We start from the raw sequence: 19,381 nt of genomic DNA, 5'->3' as shown, positions 1-19,381 counted from the left end.
AGAATTTTCTGTAGTTTAGTTACAGCAAGAAGGGGGGAATAACGGCGATGTTGCGGAAACAATCGCCGTATCATGTAGCTAAATTACGAAAATAGCTGGGTTTTTCGCCGTTTAGCGCAACGTTCGGACAGTTGCGTAATTAATGCGCTTCTTCCCAGTTATTCCCGGTGCCTACGTCCACTTTTAGCGGCACCGCCAGCGTCATACTACTTTCCATCAGATCGCGAATGCGCTGGCTGGCTTCTTCCAGCACCGATTCGTGTACTTCAAACACCAGTTCATCGTGCACCTGCATGATCATACGCACCTGCGGCTCCTTCTGTTCCAGCAGCCAGCTATCCATGGCAATCATCGCGCGTTTGATGATATCGGCCGCGGTGCCCTGCATCGGCGCATTGATCGCCGCACGCTCCGCTGCCTTACGGCGCATACCGTTGCTGGAACGCACATCGGGCAGATAGAGCCGGCGGCCATCCAGCGTGCTGACGAACCCCTGCTCGGAAGCCTGCTGACGCGTACGCTCCATATAATCCAGCACGCCAGGATAGCGCTCAAAATAGAGATCCATATAGCGCTGCGCTTCATTACGCGGGATCCCCAGCTGACGCGCCAGACCAAAGGCGCTCATGCCGTAGATCAGGCCGAAGTTGATCGCCTTCGCGCTACGGCGCTGTTCACTGGTGACCTTATCCAACGGCACGCCAAAGACCTCGGCAGCCGTAGCCCGGTGAATGTCCTCACCGGCGGCAAAGGCTTTCAGCAGCCCCTCATCCTGCGACAGATGCGCCATAATACGCAGCTCAATCTGTGAGTAGTCGGCAGCCAGAATGCGGTATCCCTTCGGCGCGATAAACGCCTGGCGAATACGCCGCCCTTCCTCATTACGCACCGGGATGTTCTGCAGGTTCGGATCGCTTGATGACAGCCGGCCGGTAGCGGTCACCGCCTGATGGTACGAGGTGTGCACCCGACCGCTGACCGGATTGATCATCTGCGGCAGCTTGTCGGTATAGGTGGACTTCAGCTTCGCCAGTCCGCGATATTCCAGAATCACTTTTGGCAGCGGGTAGTCCAGCGCCAGCTCGGCCAGCACTTCCTCATTGGTCGACGGCGCGCCTCCCGGCGTCTTTTTCAACACCGGCAGTTTTTGCTTCTCATACAAAATCGCCTGCAGCTGCTTGGTCGATGCCAGGTTAAACGGCTCTTCCGCCAGCTCGTGCGCCTGTGTTTCCAGCTCGGCCAGCCGCTTGGTCAGTTCCTGTGAGTGGGTCGCCAGAATATGCTGATCGATCAGCACGCCGGTACGCTCGATACGGGAAAGCACCGGCAGTAACGGCATTTCAATCTCGCTGAACACCTTGCGCTGGCCGTCACTCTCTTTCAGTTTCGGCCACATGGCCAAATGCAGCTGCAGAGTGACGTCCGCATCTTCTGCCGCGTACGGTGCCGCCTGCTCCAATGCAATCTGATTGAATGTCAGCTGATTCTTGCCTTTGCCGGCAATCTCTTCAAAGGTGACGGTTTTATGGCCGAGATAACGATCGGCCAGGCTGTCCATATCATGACGGCCGCCGACGCTGTCCAGAACGTAGGATTCCAGCATGGTGTCATAAGCGATACCGCGCAGATTGATGTCATACCGCGCCAGCAGGCTCTTGTCGAACTTCAGATTCTGGCCGACTTTCAGCGCTTTCTCATCTTCCAGCAACGGTTTTAGCGTTTCCAGCACATAAGCGCGATCCAGCTGCTCCGGCGCATCCAGATAGTCATGTGCCACCGGCAGATAAGCGGCAATGCCGGGCTCAATCGCGAACGACAGGCCAATCAGGTTCGCACTCTGCGTATCCAGGCCGTCGGTTTCGGTATCGAAGGCGAACAGCTCGGCTTTTTTCAGCCGTTCCAGCCATTCGGCAAACGTTTTTTCATCCAGGATGGTGACATAGCCATCCTGCGACAGTTTGGCTTCCGCCGCGGCTTTTGGCGTCTCCGCCGCTGCGCCGGATGATTTTGCCGCGCTGGCTGCCTTGGCGCCGCCTTTTTTACCCTGCAGCCAGGTGCCGGACTCAACGTCCGCCAGCCAACGTTTGAACTCATACTGCTTGAACATCTGATGCAGCTGATCGACATCCGGCGGCAAGACGTTCAGTTCGCTGCAGCTCACCTCCAGCTCAACATCGGTTTTGATGGTCGCCAGCTGATAGGAGAGGTAAGCCACCTCTTTGTTCTGTTCCAGCTTGGCGGCCATGGTTTTGGCGCCGCGGAAGCTCAGGGTCGCAATGCTGTCCAGATTGGCATACAGCGTATCCAGACCGCCCAGCCCTTGCAGCAGCGCCTGTGCCGTTTTCTCACCCACGCCCGGTACGCCGGGGATGTTATCGGAGGAATCGCCCATCAGCGCCAGGAAATCAATGATCAATTCCGGCGGAATGCCGTATTTATCACACACTTCCTGCGGCCCCAGAATGGTGTTGTTCATGGTGTTGATCAGCGTAACGTTTGGCGTGACCAGCTGCGCCATATCTTTATCGCCGGTGCTGATCAAAACGGCATGGCCGGCTTTTTCCGCCTGCAGCGCCAGCGTGCCTATGACATCATCAGCCTCAACGCCCGGCGTCACCAGCAGCGGCAGACCCATCGCTTTGACCATGCGGTGTAAAGGCTCGATCTGCGCACGCAGATCGTCAGGCATTGGCGGGCGGTGGGACTTGTACTCCGCGAACAATTCATCGCGGAAAGTTTTGCCTTTGGCATCGAACACTACCGCCACATGGGTTGGCGCGTACTGCTGCAGCAGACTGCGCAACATATTCAGCACGCCGTACATGGCGCCGGTCGGTTCACCGGCAGAGTTGGTCAGCGGCGGGAAGGCATGATAGGCACGATAGAGGTAAGAGGAACCATCTACCAGGATCAAAGGGTTTTCAGCAATCTGGGCCATAGCGTTTCTTTTTGATGATGGACTTACGGTAAGGATGCCATAGCTGGCCGTCGGAGACGATCCTTAGCGCGCATTACGATGAAAAATGATCGCCTTTTGCAAAGCGATCCGCAGGATCGCTCCTGTGGATAACTTTGTGCATAGAAAAGAGAATGAATTATAACAATGGGTTAATTGTTATAATAAAAAATAAAAAAGCCAATAAAATCATGGCTCTTTATGGTAAGTATCGCTTAGCCGCCATAATTTTCATTTTTTGAGATTTGTGGATATAAGTTACACGCGTTGTTCCGCACGCCGTTAATCAAATTCGGCGCCTCAATTACCCTAGCACAAACTGAGAAAGTTGCACGAAAATGCAGCAAATTACGGCCATAAAAAACGCAGAGAAGGCGGTCGCATACAAAATCCCGCACGACAGTAAAGAAAACAGTTACGCTTTATGGGCGCTTTCCACCCTCTATTTCTGCTAAAATGCGCCCTTCACGCGCGAAAGCGTATGCCTGCAACGCTGTATCCAACTAACCGTCAACCGATTACCATGCCAAGATTGTTAGCCCCTGTTGTTTTTATTATTTCTACCTTATTGACCATCCTGTTGACGGTATTGTGCTCTATTCCCATCACGCTGGCCGGTATTGTAAAGCTATTGGTTCCCGTGCCGGCGATCTGGCGGGGTATTTCCACCTTTGCAGATTTTATGATGTGGTGCTGGTGCCAGGGGCTGGCTCTGCTGCTGCGCATCAACCCGCAGCTTAGCTGGGATATTGAAGGGTTAGAAGGATTAAGCCGCAAGAACTGGTATCTGCTGATCAGCAACCATGAAAGCTGGTCAGATATCGTCGTGCTGTGCGTGCTATTTCGCAATCATGCCCCGATGAATAAATACTTTCTTAAGCAGCAGCTCGCCTGGGTGCCTTTTGTCGGCCTGGCCTGCTGGGCGCTGGATATGCCGTTTATGAAACGCTATTCACGCGCTTATTTACTTAAGCACCCGGAAAAGCGCGGCCAGGATATCGAAACCACCCGCCGCTCTTGCGAAAAATTTCGCCTGCGGCCGACTACCATCGTCAATTTCGTGGAAGGATCCCGCTTTACCGAAGCGAAAAAAATTAAAACCAATTCGCCCTATCGCAATTTACTGGCGCCAAAGGCCGCCGGCATCGCCTTTACCCTCAGCGCGCTGGGCAGCCAGTTCGACAAAGTACTCAACGTTACGCTGCACTATCCGGATAACAGCGAACGTCCGTTTCTGGACATGCTCTGCGGACGCCTGAAGCGGATCGTGGTGCGCATTGAAACCTTGCCTATCGATGAAAGCCTGCATGGCGATTACTTCAACGATAAACAATATAAACGGCAATTCCAGCTCTGGCTAAATACGCTCTGGCAGGAAAAAGACCGCTTATTGGATAAGCTAAAACGCCAAACGAAAAACGCCGGTCAATGACCGGCGTTGCAACGTTCGGATTAAGGAAAGGTTATTTCTTTTCGCTCAGGAATTTAACCACGTCAGCAAACTGCTTCACGTATGCATCCATTGAGCTGGTATCCAGACCGTCGTTCTTAACCATGTATTTACCGTTAACAAATACCGCTGGCACACCGCGCAGCTGCAGATCTTCCGCAGCTTTTTCCTGTTGAACGACCAAAGACTTCACCACAAAGCTGTTCAGCGCCGCGTCATAGTCCTCTGCCTTCACGCCCGCCTTCACAAACACGTTGCGAATATCGTCCGGCGTCTGCACGGTTTGAGTTTTCTGTACCGCTTCAAACATTGGCTGGGTGATCTTGTCTTCCACGCCCAGCGCCATCGCCACGGCCCATGCCTGAGTCAGCTGTTTGCCCATTGGACCCAGGAACTCAACGTGGTACTTGGTCATTTTGGTGCCCGCCGGCAGTGCTTTTTTCACCGTATCTGAAACATGGTAAACCTCTTCAAACTGGTAGCAGTGCGGGCAGTAGAACGAGAAGAATTCCAGTACCTGCGGCTCACCGGTTACCGGCTTATCCAGGGTCACATACTGGGTACCATCGCTAAACTGCGCGGCGGAGGCGCTAAACGCCATAACCATACCAACGAGCGCCAACCAAATCTTTTTCATAAGACTAAACTCTCCATTGTGTTAAATCTTCAATACATCGGCATCAGCTGCAGAGGAGGTTCCTGTAGCAGCTTAACCTGTTCAGTAAATGTCGCGGTCTGAGACAACCAGAAATCAGACTCCGCCATCCACGGAAAACTTCTTGGGAATGCAGGATCCTGCCAGCGACGCGCCACCCATGCCAGGTAATACACCATGCGCATCGCACGTAACGGCTCAATCAGCGCCAGTTCACGTCGATCGAACTCGGCAAACTCGCCATAGGCTTCTAACAATACATCCAACTGCAACAGCTGCTCGCTACGCTCACCGTGCAGCAGCATCCAAAGATCCTGCACCGCAGGACCATTACGCGCATCGTCAAGATCGACGAACAGCGGGCCATCGCGCCACAGGATATTGCCCGGATGGCAATCACCGTGCAAACGCAGCGGTTGCCAGTCCAGGTGCCAACTCTGCTTAATAGCCTGAATCAACGTATCCGTCGCGCCAAGGAAGGCCTCTCGCTGTGCCGCCGGCACCAAATCACAGCTCGCCAGAATCTCTCTGGGGGCGGTGAGGTACTCCTCAATGCCGATAGTCGGACGCTCGGCAAACAGCTTTTCCCGGCCGGTTTGGTGGATGCGCCCCAAAAAGCGGCCTACCCATTCCAGCTGATCGAGATTATCTATCTCATACTGCCGTCCGCCGACGCTAGGGAAAACGGTAAAATAGAAGCCACCGAAGCTCTGTAACGTTTTCCCCTGCAGCCGTAACGGTGCAACCGCAGGCACTTCGGCATTGGCCAGGTCGAGCGAGAACTGATGTTCTTCCTCTATCTGCGCGGCGTTCCAGCGCTCGGGACGATAAAACTTCACCACATAGCGACGACGTTCTTCATCGGTAAACTGATAAACGCGGTTTTCATAACTGTTGAGCGCCGTCAGGCCGGAATCAACGCGCAGACCAACCCCTTCTAATGCGGCCATAATCAGATCGGGAGAAAGGGTATCAAAATTAAACGCAGAATCGTTCATAACAACATTCATTTTAGCCTGATGACAGCACGGGGGCCGGGAATGAAAAATAGTAGCATCAGATGCCCCTGCACCGCAGCAAAGCTAATCCTTAATCACGCCGCGAGCGCGCAATAATGCCGTTTTGAAATCTTCTTCGTAGTCTTTTTTCAGGCCGGGGATCTGTTCCGTCGCGGCGCTGCCGCGCATTTTCAGATGATAAATTAAAATATCATCGCTTAACTCGGCCAAATTGCCCTGGAAACCCGCTTCCTGCGCCAGCTTTTGCAGAAACTGCATCAGATTGAGGTCGGGCTGTTCCTGCCAGGCCGGATGCAATAGCTCAATCAATTCATCCACGCGATGCGTTTTCATACTCATTCGTCCAATGAAGTTAATAAACCCACAAAGTAGCAGGCTTGTCAGCACAGGGAAAGGAACAGCTTGTCAATAAAGGTAAATCCTGATGTCCGGGTAGCTTTAGCGCTACAATCAGGGCGCAGGCTTCAAGAAGGAATGGTGTTATGCACATAGATATAACCGGAGTAATCCTGGCAGGCGGCAGAGCCACACGTATGGGAGGGGAAGATAAGGGATTAATCTCGCTTGGCGGACTCCCGCTTTATCGCTATGCGCTCGCGCGTCTGGCGCCACAGGTTGGCACCGTTATCATCAGCGCTAATCGTAATCAGGAAGTTTACCAACAGAGCGGTTTGCCAGTGGTCGGCGATCTGACGACAGATTTCGCTGGGCCGCTGGCTGGCATGCTGGCCGGCTTACGGTCGGCAAAAACCGACTGGGTGGCCTTTGTCCCCTGTGACGTGCCCGATTTACCGCTCACGCTGGTTGAGACGTTATGGCAAGGCAAGCAACAGGCATTAGCTGCCTATGCCAGCGACGGTGAGCGCGCGCACCCAACGCTGGCGTTGCTGCATGCAAGCCTGGCGCCGCATTTGGCCGAGTATTTAGCGCGGGGAGAACGTAAGCTGATGCTGTTCCTTAAAGAGGTTGCCGCCAAGCAGGTGGTATTCAACGATCGATCTCATGCCTTTCAGAACCTGAATACTCCCGATGACTGCCGGCGCTGGCAGCAGGAGAAGGGGCTCAGCAATGACTAAGTTCACCACGCCGCTGCTGGCGATTGCCGCTTATAGCGGCACCGGCAAGACCACGCTACTCAAGCAGCTAATCCCGCTGCTGCGAGAAAAACGCATCAGGGTCGGGCTGATAAAGCATACCCATCATGATATGGATATCGATACGCCAGGAAAGGATAGTTATGAACTCCGTAAGGCGGGGGCCGATCAAACCCTGGTCGCCAGCGATCGCCGCTGGGCGCTGATGACGGAAACCCCGGAACAGCAACCGCTAGACCTTCACTATCTGGCAAGCCGCTTCGATCACAATAATGTCGATCTCATTTTGGTTGAAGGCTTTAAACATGAGCCAATAAGTAAAATCATCCTCTACCGTGAAGAAATAGGTCGACCGTTCGAATATATGCTGGATAACCATGTGATTGCAGTGGCCGGCGATCGTACGCTTGATTTTGCCGGCACCCAACTTGATATCAACGATCCGGCGAGAATTGCCGATTTTATTGTTAGCTGGCTGAATAAATAAACCTGCAGGCAATGATTGCCTGCTTTTTTATTTTTTCTGACCAAACGCAAAAAGCCTCATGCTTTCGCATGAGGCTTTCTACTTTGTTTTATGCCTGGCAGTGTCCTACTCTCGCATGGGGAGACCCCACACTACCATCGGCGCTACGGCGTTTCACTTCTGAGTTCGGCATGGGGTCAGGTGGGACCACCGCGCTATTGCCGCCAGGCAAATTCTGTTTCAATCAACCCGCAGCGCATTCACGCTGCCAGTCAATCCAATCTCGGAACTTCGCTGAAAATTATTCGTATCATCCTGATACTCACCCCTTCGGGGCCAACGCTCCGCGTTGTTCAAAATCGTTCCCGACGATTTTGTCATCCGTCTCTAAAACACCTTCGGTGTTGTAAGGTTAAGCCTCACGGTTCATTAGTACTGGTTAGCTCAATGCATCGCTGCACTTACACACCCAGCCTATCAACGTCTTAGTCTTAAACGTTCCTTCAGGGACCTTAAAGGCCCAGGGAAGACTCATCTTGAGGCAAGTTTCGCGCTTAGATGCTTTCAGCGCTTATCTTTTCCGCACTTAGCTACCGGGCAATGCCATTGGCATGACAACCCGAACACCAGTGGTGCGTTCACTCCGGTCCTCTCGTACTAGGAGCAACCCCTCTCAATCTTCCAACGCCCACGGCAGATAGGGACCGAACTGTCTCACGACGTTCTAAACCCAGCTCGCGTACCACTTTAAATGGCGAACAGCCATACCCTTGGGACCTACTTCAGCCCCAGGATGTGATGAGCCGACATCGAGGTGCCAAACACCGCCGTCGATATGAACTCTTGGGCGGTATCAGCCTGTTATCCCCGGAGTACCTTTTATCCGTTGAGCGATGGCCCTTCCATTCAGAACCACCGGATCACTAAGACCTGCTTTCGCACCTGCTCGAGCCGTCACTCTCGCAGTCAAGCTAGCTTATGCCTTTGCACTAACCTCACGATGTCCGACCGTGATTAGCTAACCTTCGTGCTCCTCCGTTACTCTTTGGGAGGAGACCGCCCCAGTCAAACTACCCACCAGACACTGTCCTCACCCCCGATTAGGGGGCCGAGTTAGAACATCAAACATTAAAGGGTGGTATTTCAAGGTTGGCTCCATGCAGACTGGCGTCCACACTTCAAAGCCTCCCACCTATCCTACACATCAAGGCTCAATGTTCAGTGTCAAGCTATAGTAAAGGTTCACGGGGTCTTTCCGTCTTGCCGCGGGTACACTGCATCTTCACAGCGAGTTCAATTTCACTGAGTCTCGGGTGGAGACAGCCTGGCCATCATTACGCCATTCGTGCAGGTCGGAACTTACCCGACAAGGAATTTCGCTACCTTAGGACCGTTATAGTTACGGCCGCCGTTTACCGGGGCTTCGATCAAGAGCTTCTGGTTACCCATAACCCCATCAATTAACCTTCCGGCACCGGGCAGGCGTCACACCGTATACGTCCACTTTCGTGTTTGCACAGTGCTGTGTTTTTATTAAACAGTTGCAGCCAGCTGGTATCTGCGACTGGCTTCAGCTCCATCCGCAAGGGACTTCACCTACGCGCCAGCGTGCCTTCTCCCGAAGTTACGGCACCATTTTGCCTAGTTCCTTCACCCGAGTTCTCTCAAGCGCCTTGGTATTCTCTACCTGACCACCTGTGTCGGTTTGGGGTACGATTTCGTGTTACCTGGAGCTTAGAGGCTTTTCCTGGAAGCTTGGCATCAACTACTTCTGCACCGTAGTGCATCGTCATCACGCCTCAGGGTTAGCAAGCAACCGGATTTACCAGGTCACTCCCCCTACACGCTTAAACCGAGACAACCGTCGCTCGGCTAGCCTAGCCTTCTCCGTCCCCCCTTCGCAGTAACACCAAGTACAGGAATATTAACCTGTTTCCCATCGACTACGCTTTTCAGCCTCGCCTTAGGGGTCGACTCACCCTGCCCCGATTAACGTTGGACAGGAACCCTTGGTCTTCCGGCGTGCGGGTTTTTCACCCGCATTATCGTTACTTATGTCAGCATTCGCACTTCTGATACCTCCAGCATGCCTCGCAGCACACCTTCAACGGCTTACAGAACGCTCCCCTACCCAACAACGCATAAGCGTCGCTGCCGCAGCTTCGGTGCATGGTTTAGCCCCGTTACATCTTCCGCGCAGGCCGACTCGACCAGTGAGCTATTACGCTTTCTTTAAATGATGGCTGCTTCTAAGCCAACATCCTGGCTGTCTGTGCCTTCCCACATCGTTTCCCACTTAACCATGACTTTGGGACCTTAGCTGGCGGTCTGGGTTGTTTCCCTCTTCACGACGGACGTTAGCACCCGCCGTGTGTCTCCCGTGATAACATTCTTCGGTATTCGGAGTTTGCATCGGTTTGGTAAGCCGGGATGGCCCCCTAGCCGAAACAGTGCTCTACCCCCGAAGATGAGTTCACGAGGCGCTACCTAAATAGCTTTCGGGGAGAACCAGCTATCTCCCGGTTTGATTGGCCTTTCACCCCCAGCCACAAGTCATCCGCTAATTTTTCAACATTAGTCGGTTCGGTCCTCCAGTTAGTGTTACCCAACCTTCAACCTGCCCATGGCTAGATCACCGGGTTTCGGGTCTATACCTTGCAACTAGACGCCCAGTTAAGACTCGGTTTCCCTACGGCTCCCCTATTCGGTTAACCTTGCTACAAAATATAAGTCGCTGACCCATTATACAAAAGGTACGCAGTCACACCACGAAGGTGCTCCCACTGCTTGTACGTACACGGTTTCAGGTTCTATTTCACTCCCCTCGCCGGGGTTCTTTTCGCCTTTCCCTCACGGTACTGGTTCACTATCGGTCAGTCAGGAGTATTTAGCCTTGGAGGATGGTCCCCCCATATTCAGACAGGATAACACGTGTCCCGCCCTACTCATCGAACTCACGACCTGTGCATCTTCGTGTACGGGACTATCACCCTTTACTGTGCGACTTTCCAGACGCTTCCACTGACACACAAGCCGATTCAGGTTCTGGGCTCTTCCCCGTTCGCTCGCCGCTACTGGGGGAATCTCGGTTGATTTCTTTTCCTCGGGATACTTAGATGTTTCAGTTCCCCCGGTTCGCCTCGTTAAGCTATGTATTCACTTAACGATAGTGTGTCGAAACACACTGGGTTTCCCCATTCGGGTATCGTCGGTTATAACGGTTCATATCACCTTACCGACGCTTTTCGCAGATTAGCACGCCCTTCATCGCCTCTGACTGCCTAGGCATCCACCGTGTACGCTTAGTCACTTAACCTCACAACCCGAAGGTGTCTTTCGACATCGTCGCATTGCTACATTTGAGAGACTCTATGACAGGTTACTCCTCATCCCGAACTTCTACGGGGGACAAGTTTCAGCTGCCATGTTTCAATTTTCAGCTTGTTCCAGATTGTTAAAGAGCAAATATCTCAAACATGACTCGCAAGTCAGTTTTGAGATATCGTTTGATACCGTCTTTCACCCGATATCAGCAAATGGCGTCCCCTAGGGGATTCGAACCCCTGTTACCGCCGTGAAAGGGCGGTGTCCTAGGCCTCTAGACGAAGGGGACACGGTATATGTCGGCTTCGCAGACGCTTTGCTCGTTCTTTTCATCAGACAATCTGTGTGGACACTGCACAGTCAGGATATCTTTAGGTAAGGAGGTGATCCAACCGCAGGTTCCCCTACGGTTACCTTGTTACGACTTCACCCCAGTCATGAATCACAAAGTGGTAAGCGCCCTCCCGAAGGTTAAGCTACCTACTTCTTTTGCAACCCACTCCCATGGTGTGACGGGCGGTGTGTACAAGGCCCGGGAACGTATTCACCGTAGCATTCTGATCTACGATTACTAGCGATTCCGACTTCATGGAGTCGAGTTGCAGACTCCAATCCGGACTACGACGTACTTTATGAGGTCCGCTTGCCTTCGCAGGTTCGCTTCTCTTTGTATACGCCATTGTAGCACGTGTGTAGCCCTACTCGTAAGGGCCATGATGACTTGACGTCATCCCCACCTTCCTCCAGTTTATCACTGGCAGTCTCCTTTGAGTTCCCGGCCGAACCGCTGGCAACAAAGGATAAGGGTTGCGCTCGTTGCGGGACTTAACCCAACATTTCACAACACGAGCTGACGACAGCCATGCAGCACCTGTCTCAGAGTTCCCGAAGGCACCAAAGCATCTCTGCTAAGTTCTCTGGATGTCAAGAGTAGGTAAGGTTCTTCGCGTTGCATCGAATTAAACCACATGCTCCACCGCTTGTGCGGGCCCCCGTCAATTCATTTGAGTTTTAACCTTGCGGCCGTACTCCCCAGGCGGTCGATTTAACGCGTTAGCTCCGGAAGCCACGCCTCAAGGGCACAGCCTCCAAATCGACATCGTTTACGGCGTGGACTACCAGGGTATCTAATCCTGTTTGCTCCCCACGCTTTCGCACCTGAGCGTCAGTCTTCGTCCAGGGGGCCGCCTTCGCCACCGGTATTCCTCCAGATCTCTACGCATTTCACCGCTACACCTGGAATTCTACCCCCCTCTACGAGACTCTAGTCTGCCAGTTTCAAATGCAGTTCCCAAGTTAAGCTCGGGGATTTCACATCTGACTTAACAAACCGCCTGCGTGCGCTTTACGCCCAGTAATTCCGATTAACGCTTGCACCCTCCGTATTACCGCGGCTGCTGGCACGGAGTTAGCCGGTGCTTCTTCTGCGAGTAACGTCAATGTAGTGCCGTATTAAGACACCACCCTTCCTCCTCGCTGAAAGTGCTTTACAACCCGAAGGCCTTCTTCACACACGCGGCATGGCTGCATCAGGCTTGCGCCCATTGTGCAATATTCCCCACTGCTGCCTCCCGTAGGAGTCTGGACCGTGTCTCAGTTCCAGTGTGGCTGGTCATCCTCTCAGACCAGCTAGGGATCGTCGCCTAGGTGAGCCATTACCCCACCTACTAGCTAATCCCATCTGGGCACATCCGATGGTGTGAGGCCCGAAGGTCCCCCACTTTGGTCCGAAGACGTTATGCGGTATTAGCCACCGTTTCCAGTGGTTATCCCCCTCCATCGGGCAGTTTCCCAGACATTACTCACCCGTCCGCCGCTCGCCGGCAAAGTAGCAAGCTACTTCCCGCTGCCGCTCGACTTGCATGTGTTAGGCCTGCCGCCAGCGTTCAATCTGAGCCATGATCAAACTCTTCAATTAAAAGCTTGATTCGCTAAGTTAATAGCTGTTGCTCAAAGATTTACTGCATGAATTTTACTTCAGTTAGTCACTCTTCAAGACTTGATATTTTTTTTGCATCCGAAGATGCTGGATATCGTCTTGTGAGTGCCCACACAGATTGTCTGATAAATTGTTAAAGAGCATCGCCGGAGATAATTCTCATCGGCGCGGGCTGCGTATACTACGCTTTTCGCCCGGAGAGTCAAGCGTTTATTTCGCTTTCTTCTCGCTGACCCGGCGGCTTGTCAGTCGTTGTTCCCGGTCAGTGGAGGCGCATTATAGGGAGTTCTCAGAACGCCGCAACCCCTAATTTCAAAAAACTTTTCAACTGCGTTATTTTTCAGCAAAAGGGGCTAAAAAGCGCATTTTTACATCACTTTTTCCGACAAACAGCCATAAAACCCCGCGCTCAGTAGAGTAAAATAAGAGTAACGACGTAAGCCAAGGACCCGCAGCCATGCAATTAGATGCTCAACAACAGGCCGCACAACGCAATCTTTCTTATTTACTGGCAGAAAAACTCGGCCAACAGATTCTGGCCGGCGAATTTAAAGCGGGCAGTATTCTGCCCGGTGAAATGGAACTGGGAGAAACATTTGGCGTCAGCCGCACCGCCGTACGGGAAGCGGTAAAAATATTGGCGGCCAAAGGCATGCTGCTGCCGCGACCGCGCATCGGGACGCGGGTGATGCCGCAAAACCATTGGAACTTCCTCGACCAGGAGCTGCTGACCTGGTGGATGACGCGGGAAAACTTCGATCAGGTCATGCAGCACTTCCTTATTCTGCGTACGTCGCTGGAGCCGCAGGCCTGTTCACTGGCCGCCATACAGGCAGACGGTGAACAAAGAGCACTGCTGACGGCGCTGATGGCGGAAATGCGCGCCCTGCACGATGATTTTGACCGCGAACGCTGGATACAGGTGGACACGCAATACCACCAGTTAATTTATGCCTCCAGCGGCAACCCTTTCCTGATCTCGTTCTCTAATCTGTTCAGTTCCGTATACCAGAGCTATTTCAGGGCGATAACCAATAATGAAGTGATCAAGCTGCAGCAGCACCAGGATATTGTCGACGCCATATTGGCCAAAGACGCTCAGGCCTCCTTTAAGGCATGCCAGATACTGTTAAGCAAAAAAAATCCCTCTTCTATATAGAAGAAAGGATTCACCCAGGATTAAACAGGAAAATAATGACGAAAAACGCGCGCAGTATGGCAGGGTTGCCCTGGATAGCCGCTATGGCGTTCTTTATGCAGGCGCTGGACGCCACCATTCTCAACACCGCGTTACCGGCGATCGCCCATAGCCTGGAACGTTCGCCGCTGGCCATGCAGTCGGCGGTCATCAGCTATACCCTGACCGTCGCCATGCTTATTCCGGTGAGCGGCTGGCTGGCCGACCGCTTCGGCACGCGGCGGGTGTTTATCTTTGCCGTTTCGCTGTTTACGTTGGGGTCACTGCTGTGCGCGCTCTCCCCCAACCTCAGTTTCCTGGTCATATCCCGCGTTATTCAGGGCATCGGCGGAGCGATGATGATGCCGGTGGCGCGACTGGCGCTACTGCGCGCCTACCCGCGCAGCCAACTGCTGCCGGTACTCAACTTTGTCACCATGCCCGGTCTGGTGGGGCCGATCCTCGGCCCGATGCTCGGCGGTTGGCTGGTGACCTACGCCACCTGGCACTGGATTTTCCTGATTAATATCCCTATCGGCCTGCTCGGCATTCTGTACGCGCGCAAATATATGCCGGACTTCACCACGCCAAAACGGCCGTTTGATTTTCTCGGCTTTATGCTGTTCGGATTAAGTCTGGTGATGATATCGACCGGCCTGGAGCTGTTCGGCGAACGCGTGCTGGCCAGCTATATCTCGCTGGGCGTATTTTTGGGCGGGTTTGTGATGCTGGCAGGCTATATCGCCCATGCCCGCCGCCATGCGCAACCGTTGATTGGCCTGGACTTATTCAAGACGCGCACCTTCTCTGTCGGCATTGCCGGCAACGTAGCCTCACGCCTTGGCACCGGCTGTATTCCCTTTTTGATGCCGCTGATGCTGCAGGTTGGCTTCGGTTACTCGGCGATTATTGCCGGCTGTATGATGGCGCCGACCGCCATTGGCTCGCTGCTGGCTAAATCGACCGTTTCTCAGGTGCTGCGCTGGTTCGGTTACCGCAGTACGCTGGTTGGCGTTACGGTGATTATCGGCGTGTTGATTGCGCAGTTTGCGCTGCAAAGTCCGGGGATGCCGCTGTGGCTGCTGATTATTCCGCTATTTTTACTGGGGATGGCGATGTCGACCCAGTTTACGGCGATGAATACCATCAGCCTGGGCGATCTTAGCGACGCCAACGCCAGCTCAGGCAACAGCGTGCTGGCGGTAACCCAGCAGCTTTCCATCAGTTTCGGCGTGGCCGTCAGCGCGGCGGTTTTGCGCTTTTATGATTCACTGTCGCTGGGCACCATTATCGACCACTTCCACTATACCTTTATTACCATGGGTATCGTCAGCGCCGTCTCCGCGCTGGTCTTTATGCTGCTGCGCAAAAAAGACGGCCGCAATTTGATCACCGGCAAGGAGAAACGCGCCAAAGTCAGTTGAGTTGGCCGACCGAGGCGCGCTCCACCAGCTCCGGGGTCAACACCATCACCTGTGCCGCGCGCTGTGGGTTCTGCAGGCGATTGATCAACGCATCGATCGCCAGCTCTCCCAGAGAGTCTTTCGGCTGATGAATGGTGCTTAACGGCGGCGCCAGATATTTCGCCAGTTCTATATCGTCATACCCCATCACCGCCATATCCTGCGGCACACGCAGTCCGGCCTGGAACAGCGCCTGATACACGCCGACCGCCACCGCGTCATTACCGGCAAACACCGCATGCGGCGGTGCCGGCAAGGCGAGCAGTTGCTGCATGGCGCGAACGCCGCCTTCAAACTCAAAGTCACAATGCACTTCATAGCCCGCTGGGATCGGCAACCCCGCCTGCCGCATCGCGCGGCGGTAACCTTCCAGACGGTTGCGCGCGGTGGTTTTATCCTGCGGCCCGGCAATGCAGGCAATCTGCCGGTAGCCGCGGGCGATCAAATGTTGCGTAGCCATTTCACCACCGAGCAGCGAGTTGTCCTGAATAATGTCATTCGCCCCTTCAAAAGGCGCCCAGTCCATCATCACAATGGGCAGTGACGGATAACGGCTCAGGTTCGCCGGCGACGGCCGATGGTTTTCGGTGCACATGACCAACAGGCCGTCGACACGTTTTTGCAACAGCGTTTCCATGCTGCGGTTCATCCGCGCCGCATCTTCCTCGGTGTTACACAGAATCAGGCTATAGCCACGTTCGTAACAGCTGCGTTCCACGCCGCGCACCACTTCGGCGTAAAACGGGTTATTGCTGGCGGTCACCAGCATACCGATGGTATGCGTCTGTTTGAGCTTCAGGCTGCGCGCCAGCGCCGACGGCGCGTAGTTCAACTGCTCAACCGCCGCCATCACTTTGTCTCGCACCGCGTCGCTGACAAAACGGTTGTTATTGATGACGTGCGATACGGTAGAGGTTGATACGCCCGCCAGACGGGCGACATCTTTCATGGTGGCCAAAAACTTACTCCTGCCGTTGCAAAAAGGCGTCTATCTCTTCACGCCAGGGCACGGAAGGCTGAGCCCCCGGACGCGTGACGGCGATCGCCGCGGCGGCATGGCCGAAACGTACGGCCTCCTGCATCGTTTTGCCTTCCAGCAGCGCCGTCAGCAACGCGCCGTTAAAAGTATCGCCAGCGGCAATGGTATCAACCGCCTCAACCTTAAAGGCCGGTACCAATTTGCCCTCGCCGCGTTCGCTCAACCACACGCCGCGGCTGCCGAGTGTAATCAGCACCGTATCAATGCCTTTTTGATGCAGCGCCTGTGCCGCACGCGCGGCATCCTGTTCATTGCCCACCGCAATACCGGTCAGGCGCTCGGCTTCGGTTTCATTGGGCGTGATCATATCCAGCATCGCCAGCAGCTCATCCGGCAATTCACGCGCCGGTGCCGGGTTGAGGATCACCCGCGTCTGATGCTGTTTGGCCAGACGCGCAGCGGCGATCACCGTATCGAGCGGTGATTCAAGCTGCATCAGCACGGCGTCGGCATCGATCACCCGCTGCTGATAGCGCGCCAGATAATTCGGCGTCAATGCCGCATTGGCTCCGGCATCAATGCCGATCACGTTTTCACCTTCGCCATTGACGAAGATAAGCGCCACGCCGGTGGTGCAGTTTTCAACGGCTTCGATGGATTGCGTATCAACGCGATCGGTCGCCAGTTGCCGGCGAACCCGTTCGCCAACGTCGTCGGCGCCCACACAGGCAATAAACGCAATATCGGCGCCGCTGCGGCCAGCGGCCACCGCCTGGTTGGCCCCTTTGCCGCCGAACGCCACCTTATACTGTTTCCCGATCACCGTTTCGCCCGGACGGGGAAATTGCTCAATATTAAGGATATGGTCGGCATTGATGCTGCCCAGCACCACCAGTTTTCCTGTTTCCATCGCATGGATTCCTTTAACTGCGCGCCATCGGCACGTCTGTTCCGATGGCGCGGGTATGACTCTTATTGGGTGACCAGTTTCAAATCAACCGGAATGGTTGCCGCCACTTTTTCGCCTTTCAGCACTTTATCGGCGGTTTCTACGCCGATAACGCCGATTTGATCGGGACGCTGCGCTACCGTTGCCGCCAGCTTGCCGCTCTCAACCGCTTTAACGCCGTCGGCGGTGCCGTCAAAGCCGACGACGATCACGTCGCTTTTCCCGGCGGTTTGCAGCGCGCGCAGTGCGCCCAGCGCCATTTCATCGTTCTGGGCGAACACCGCCTGCACGTCCGGGTGCGCCGTAAGCAGGTTCTGCATCACGTTCAGCCCCTTGGTGCGGTCAAAATCCGCCGGTTGGCTGCCCAACAGCTTAAACTTGTGCTGCGCCTGCGACTGTTTGAAGCCTTCGCCGCGCTCACGGGCGGCAGAGGTGCCGGCAATGCCCTCCAGCTGGATCACTTTGGCGTCCGCGCCGACTTTGTCGGCAATAAAGTCGCCGGCCATTTTACCGCCGACGCGGTTATCGGACGCGATATGGCTGACCACCTCGCCTTTGGACGCCACGCGATCCAGCGTAATGACCGGAATTTTCGCCTGGTTGGCCATTTTAATCGCATTACCGACCGCATCGGAATCCGTCGGGTTGATCAACAGCATTTTTGGATTCTGTACCATCAGATCCTGTACGTTGGCCAACTCTTTCGCCGGGTTATTCTGCGAATCCAGCACCACCAACTTATAACCCAGCTTGTTGGCTTCCTGCTGCGCGCCATCCTTCATCGACACGAAGAACGGGTTATTCAGCGTAGAGACCACCAGCGCGATGGTGTCTTTCGCCAACGCATTGGCGCTCAGGGTAGCGCTGAGCGCCACCGCGGAAACCAGCATCGTTACTTTTTTCATTTTCATGGTCATTATTCCTGTAGGGGGAGGTTACTTGTTGCTTTTATTGTCTACCAGTACCGCCAGCAGTATCACCACCGCCTTGACGATCATTTGGTAGTAGGAAGAAACACCCAGCAGATTCAGTCCGTTATTCAGGAAGCCGAGGATCAGCGCGCCGATCAGAGTGCCGACGATACGCCCCTTGCCACCGGCCAGGCTGGTGCCGCCCAGTACTACGGCGGCAATGGCGTCCAGTTCATAACCGGTGCCGGCGGTAGGCTGCGCCGAAGACAGGCGTGCGACTTCAATCACCCCGGCCAGCGCCGCCAGCAGGCCGCACAGTGAATACACGATGATTTTGACCCGATCTACGCTGATACCGGACAGGCGCGTCGCCGCTTCATTGCCTCCCAGCGCGTAGATGTAGCGGCCCAGACGGGTATGTTGCAGTATGTACCAGACGGCAATAAACACCATCGCCATAATCCAGATCGGCGTAGGCACGCCCAGCGGACGGCCGATGCCGAACCAGCCAAACGCGTCGGCCACATCGGTAAAGCCGGTATTCACCGGGCTGCCGTTGGTGTAAACCATGGTGACGCCGCGTAGCAGCAGCATCATCACCAAAGTGGCGATAAACGCCTGCACCTTACCTTTGGCGACGATAACGCCAGTACAGGCGCCGACCGCGGCCCCCAGCGCCAGCGCCGCAGCAACCGCCACCAGAGCGTTGACTTCCAGGCCAACGATCGAGGCCGCCACCGCGCCGGTTAGCGCCAGCAGCGATCCCACCGACAGATCGATACCGGAAGTCAGGATCACCAGCGTCATCCCTACCGCCATGATGGCGTTGACCGAGGTCTGCTGCAGAATGTTAAACAGGTTATTGAGCGTGAAAAAGTTCGGGCTCATGGACGACACCACGGCGATCAGCACCAGCAGCGCAATCAGCGACTTCTGTTCCAACAGCCATTCTTTACTGAACCAGCGCTTGGTTGCGATAGTCTGAGAACTCATAGTTAA

Annotated in this window: 13 protein-coding genes, 1 tRNA gene and 3 rRNA genes; 5 read left to right on the top strand and 12 right to left on the bottom strand. The window is 54.5% G+C overall.

All coding sequences use genetic code 11. The annotated features are described in order from the left end of the window. Nucleotides 1-139: 139 nt before the first annotated feature. Nucleotides 140-2,938, bottom strand: coding sequence for a DNA polymerase I (gene polA, locus FO014_RS10160; RefSeq protein ID WP_160029384.1), 2,799 nt, complete (start codon nucleotides 2,936-2,938; stop codon nucleotides 140-142). A gap of 541 nt (nucleotides 2,939-3,479) precedes the next feature. Here polA and FO014_RS10155 point away from each other — a divergent pair. Then, nucleotides 3,480-4,388: an acyltransferase gene (locus tag FO014_RS10155; protein ID WP_160031395.1), complete on the top strand. Its 909-nt coding sequence runs from the start codon at nucleotides 3,480-3,482 to the stop codon at nucleotides 4,386-4,388. A gap of 31 nt (nucleotides 4,389-4,419) precedes the next feature. On the opposite strand, the gene dsbA is transcribed toward FO014_RS10155, so the two are convergent. From dsbA to FO014_RS10140, 3 genes are all read right to left on the bottom strand, one after another. After that, nucleotides 4,420-5,043 carry a thiol:disulfide interchange protein DsbA gene (gene dsbA, locus FO014_RS10150; protein ID WP_160029382.1) on the bottom strand — a complete coding sequence of 208 codons (624 nt, stop codon included), beginning with the start codon at nucleotides 5,041-5,043 and terminating at the stop codon, nucleotides 4,420-4,422. A gap of 29 nt (nucleotides 5,044-5,072) precedes the next feature. Continuing rightward, nucleotides 5,073-6,059, bottom strand: a complete 987-nt coding sequence (locus FO014_RS10145; protein WP_160029380.1) for a serine/threonine protein kinase — start codon at nucleotides 6,057-6,059, stop codon at nucleotides 5,073-5,075. 84 nt (nucleotides 6,060-6,143) lie between these two features. After that, nucleotides 6,144-6,413: a YihD family protein gene (locus FO014_RS10140; RefSeq protein ID WP_105233121.1), complete on the bottom strand. Its 270-nt coding sequence runs from the start codon at nucleotides 6,411-6,413 to the stop codon at nucleotides 6,144-6,146. Between the two features lie 149 nt (nucleotides 6,414-6,562). Here FO014_RS10140 and mobA point away from each other — a divergent pair, with 149 nt between their 5' ends. Next, nucleotides 6,563-7,156, top strand: coding sequence for a molybdenum cofactor guanylyltransferase MobA (gene mobA / locus FO014_RS10135; RefSeq protein ID WP_160029378.1), 594 nt, complete (start codon nucleotides 6,563-6,565; stop codon nucleotides 7,154-7,156). Next, nucleotides 7,149-7,661 (top strand): molybdopterin-guanine dinucleotide biosynthesis protein MobB, encoded by a 513-nt coding sequence (mobB, locus tag FO014_RS10130; protein WP_160029376.1) that lies wholly within the window; start codon nucleotides 7,149-7,151, stop codon nucleotides 7,659-7,661. Before mobA ends, mobB begins: the two co-directional genes overlap by 8 nt. A 92-nt stretch (nucleotides 7,662-7,753) precedes the next feature. Here the strand turns inward: mobB and rrf are convergent. From rrf to FO014_RS10110, 4 genes are all read right to left on the bottom strand, one after another. Beyond that, nucleotides 7,754-7,869, bottom strand: a 5S ribosomal RNA gene (gene rrf / locus FO014_RS10125). A 179-nt stretch (nucleotides 7,870-8,048) separates the two neighbouring features. Next, a 23S ribosomal RNA gene (locus FO014_RS10120) occupies nucleotides 8,049-10,956 on the bottom strand. A 221-nt stretch (nucleotides 10,957-11,177) separates the two neighbouring features. Beyond that, nucleotides 11,178-11,253 (bottom strand) — tRNA-Glu (locus FO014_RS10115). An 87-nt stretch (nucleotides 11,254-11,340) separates the two neighbouring features. After that, nucleotides 11,341-12,882 (bottom strand): 16S ribosomal RNA (locus tag FO014_RS10110). The 16S, 23S and 5S rRNA genes sit together here with 1 tRNA gene alongside, the layout of an rRNA operon. A gap of 478 nt (nucleotides 12,883-13,360) precedes the next feature. On the opposite strand from FO014_RS10110, the gene FO014_RS10105 reads away from it, so the two are divergent. Together FO014_RS10105 and mdtD are read left to right on the top strand one after the other, a co-directional pair. After that, on the top strand, nucleotides 13,361-14,062 hold the full coding sequence (locus FO014_RS10105; RefSeq protein WP_160029374.1) for a FadR/GntR family transcriptional regulator: 702 nt from the start codon (nucleotides 13,361-13,363) through the stop codon (nucleotides 14,060-14,062). A 35-nt stretch (nucleotides 14,063-14,097) separates the two neighbouring features. Continuing rightward, nucleotides 14,098-15,504 carry a multidrug transporter subunit MdtD gene (gene mdtD / locus FO014_RS10100; protein WP_160029372.1) on the top strand — a complete coding sequence of 469 codons (1,407 nt, stop codon included), beginning with the start codon at nucleotides 14,098-14,100 and terminating at the stop codon, nucleotides 15,502-15,504. On the opposite strand, the gene rbsR is transcribed toward mdtD, so the two are convergent. The 4 genes from rbsR to rbsC form a co-directional block, all read right to left on the bottom strand. Further along, on the bottom strand, nucleotides 15,497-16,501 hold the full coding sequence (gene rbsR, locus FO014_RS10095) for a ribose operon transcriptional repressor RbsR (protein ID WP_105233126.1): 1,005 nt from the start codon (nucleotides 16,499-16,501) through the stop codon (nucleotides 15,497-15,499). The two genes, mdtD and rbsR, sit on opposite strands and share 8 nt — an antisense overlap. 4 nt (nucleotides 16,502-16,505) lie before the next feature. Then, complete coding sequence (gene rbsK / locus FO014_RS10090) at nucleotides 16,506-17,432, bottom strand: ribokinase (protein ID WP_160029370.1); 927 nt, start codon at nucleotides 17,430-17,432, stop codon at nucleotides 16,506-16,508. 62 nt (nucleotides 17,433-17,494) lie between these two features. Beyond that, a complete protein-coding gene (rbsB, locus tag FO014_RS10085) occupies nucleotides 17,495-18,382 on the bottom strand; it encodes a ribose ABC transporter substrate-binding protein RbsB (protein WP_105233128.1) in 888 nt (295 codons plus the stop codon). Nucleotides 18,383-18,406: 24 nt separating this feature from the next. Continuing rightward, nucleotides 18,407-19,375 carry a ribose ABC transporter permease gene (gene rbsC / locus FO014_RS10080; protein ID WP_105233129.1) on the bottom strand — a complete coding sequence of 323 codons (969 nt, stop codon included), beginning with the start codon at nucleotides 19,373-19,375 and terminating at the stop codon, nucleotides 18,407-18,409. Nucleotides 19,376-19,381 lie beyond the last annotated feature (6 nt).

Source organism: Serratia rhizosphaerae, from assembly GCF_009817885.1.
In the GTDB taxonomy this organism is placed as follows: domain Bacteria; phylum Pseudomonadota; class Gammaproteobacteria; order Enterobacterales; family Enterobacteriaceae; genus Serratia_B; species Serratia_B rhizosphaerae.
This window is presented reverse-complemented; position numbering and strand designations above follow the sequence as displayed.

Bases quoted from the DNA above. Each gene is read 5' to 3' on its own strand.
- polA (WP_160029384.1), bottom strand. From the start codon at position 2,938: ATGGCCCAGATTGCTGAAAACCCTTTGATCCTGGTAGATGGTTCCTCT.
- FO014_RS10155 (WP_160031395.1), top strand. From the start codon at position 3,480: ATGCCAAGATTGTTAGCCCCTGTTGTTTTTATTATTTCTACCTTATTG.
- dsbA (WP_160029382.1), bottom strand. From the start codon at position 5,043: ATGAAAAAGATTTGGTTGGCGCTCGTTGGTATGGTTATGGCGTTTAGC.
- FO014_RS10145 (WP_160029380.1), bottom strand. From the start codon at position 6,059: ATGAACGATTCTGCGTTTAATTTTGATACCCTTTCTCCCGATCTGATT.
- FO014_RS10140 (WP_105233121.1), bottom strand. From the start codon at position 6,413: ATGAAAACGCATCGCGTGGATGAATTGATTGAGCTATTGCATCCGGCC.
- mobA (WP_160029378.1), top strand. From the start codon at position 6,563: ATGCACATAGATATAACCGGAGTAATCCTGGCAGGCGGCAGAGCCACA.
- mobB (WP_160029376.1), top strand. From the start codon at position 7,149: ATGACTAAGTTCACCACGCCGCTGCTGGCGATTGCCGCTTATAGCGGC.
- FO014_RS10105 (WP_160029374.1), top strand. From the start codon at position 13,361: ATGCAATTAGATGCTCAACAACAGGCCGCACAACGCAATCTTTCTTAT.
- mdtD (WP_160029372.1), top strand. From the start codon at position 14,098: ATGACGAAAAACGCGCGCAGTATGGCAGGGTTGCCCTGGATAGCCGCT.
- rbsK (WP_160029370.1), bottom strand. From the start codon at position 17,432: ATGGAAACAGGAAAACTGGTGGTGCTGGGCAGCATCAATGCCGACCAT.
- rbsB (WP_105233128.1), bottom strand. From the start codon at position 18,382: ATGAAAATGAAAAAAGTAACGATGCTGGTTTCCGCGGTGGCGCTCAGC.
- rbsC (WP_105233129.1), bottom strand. From the start codon at position 19,375: ATGAGTTCTCAGACTATCGCAACCAAGCGCTGGTTCAGTAAAGAATGG.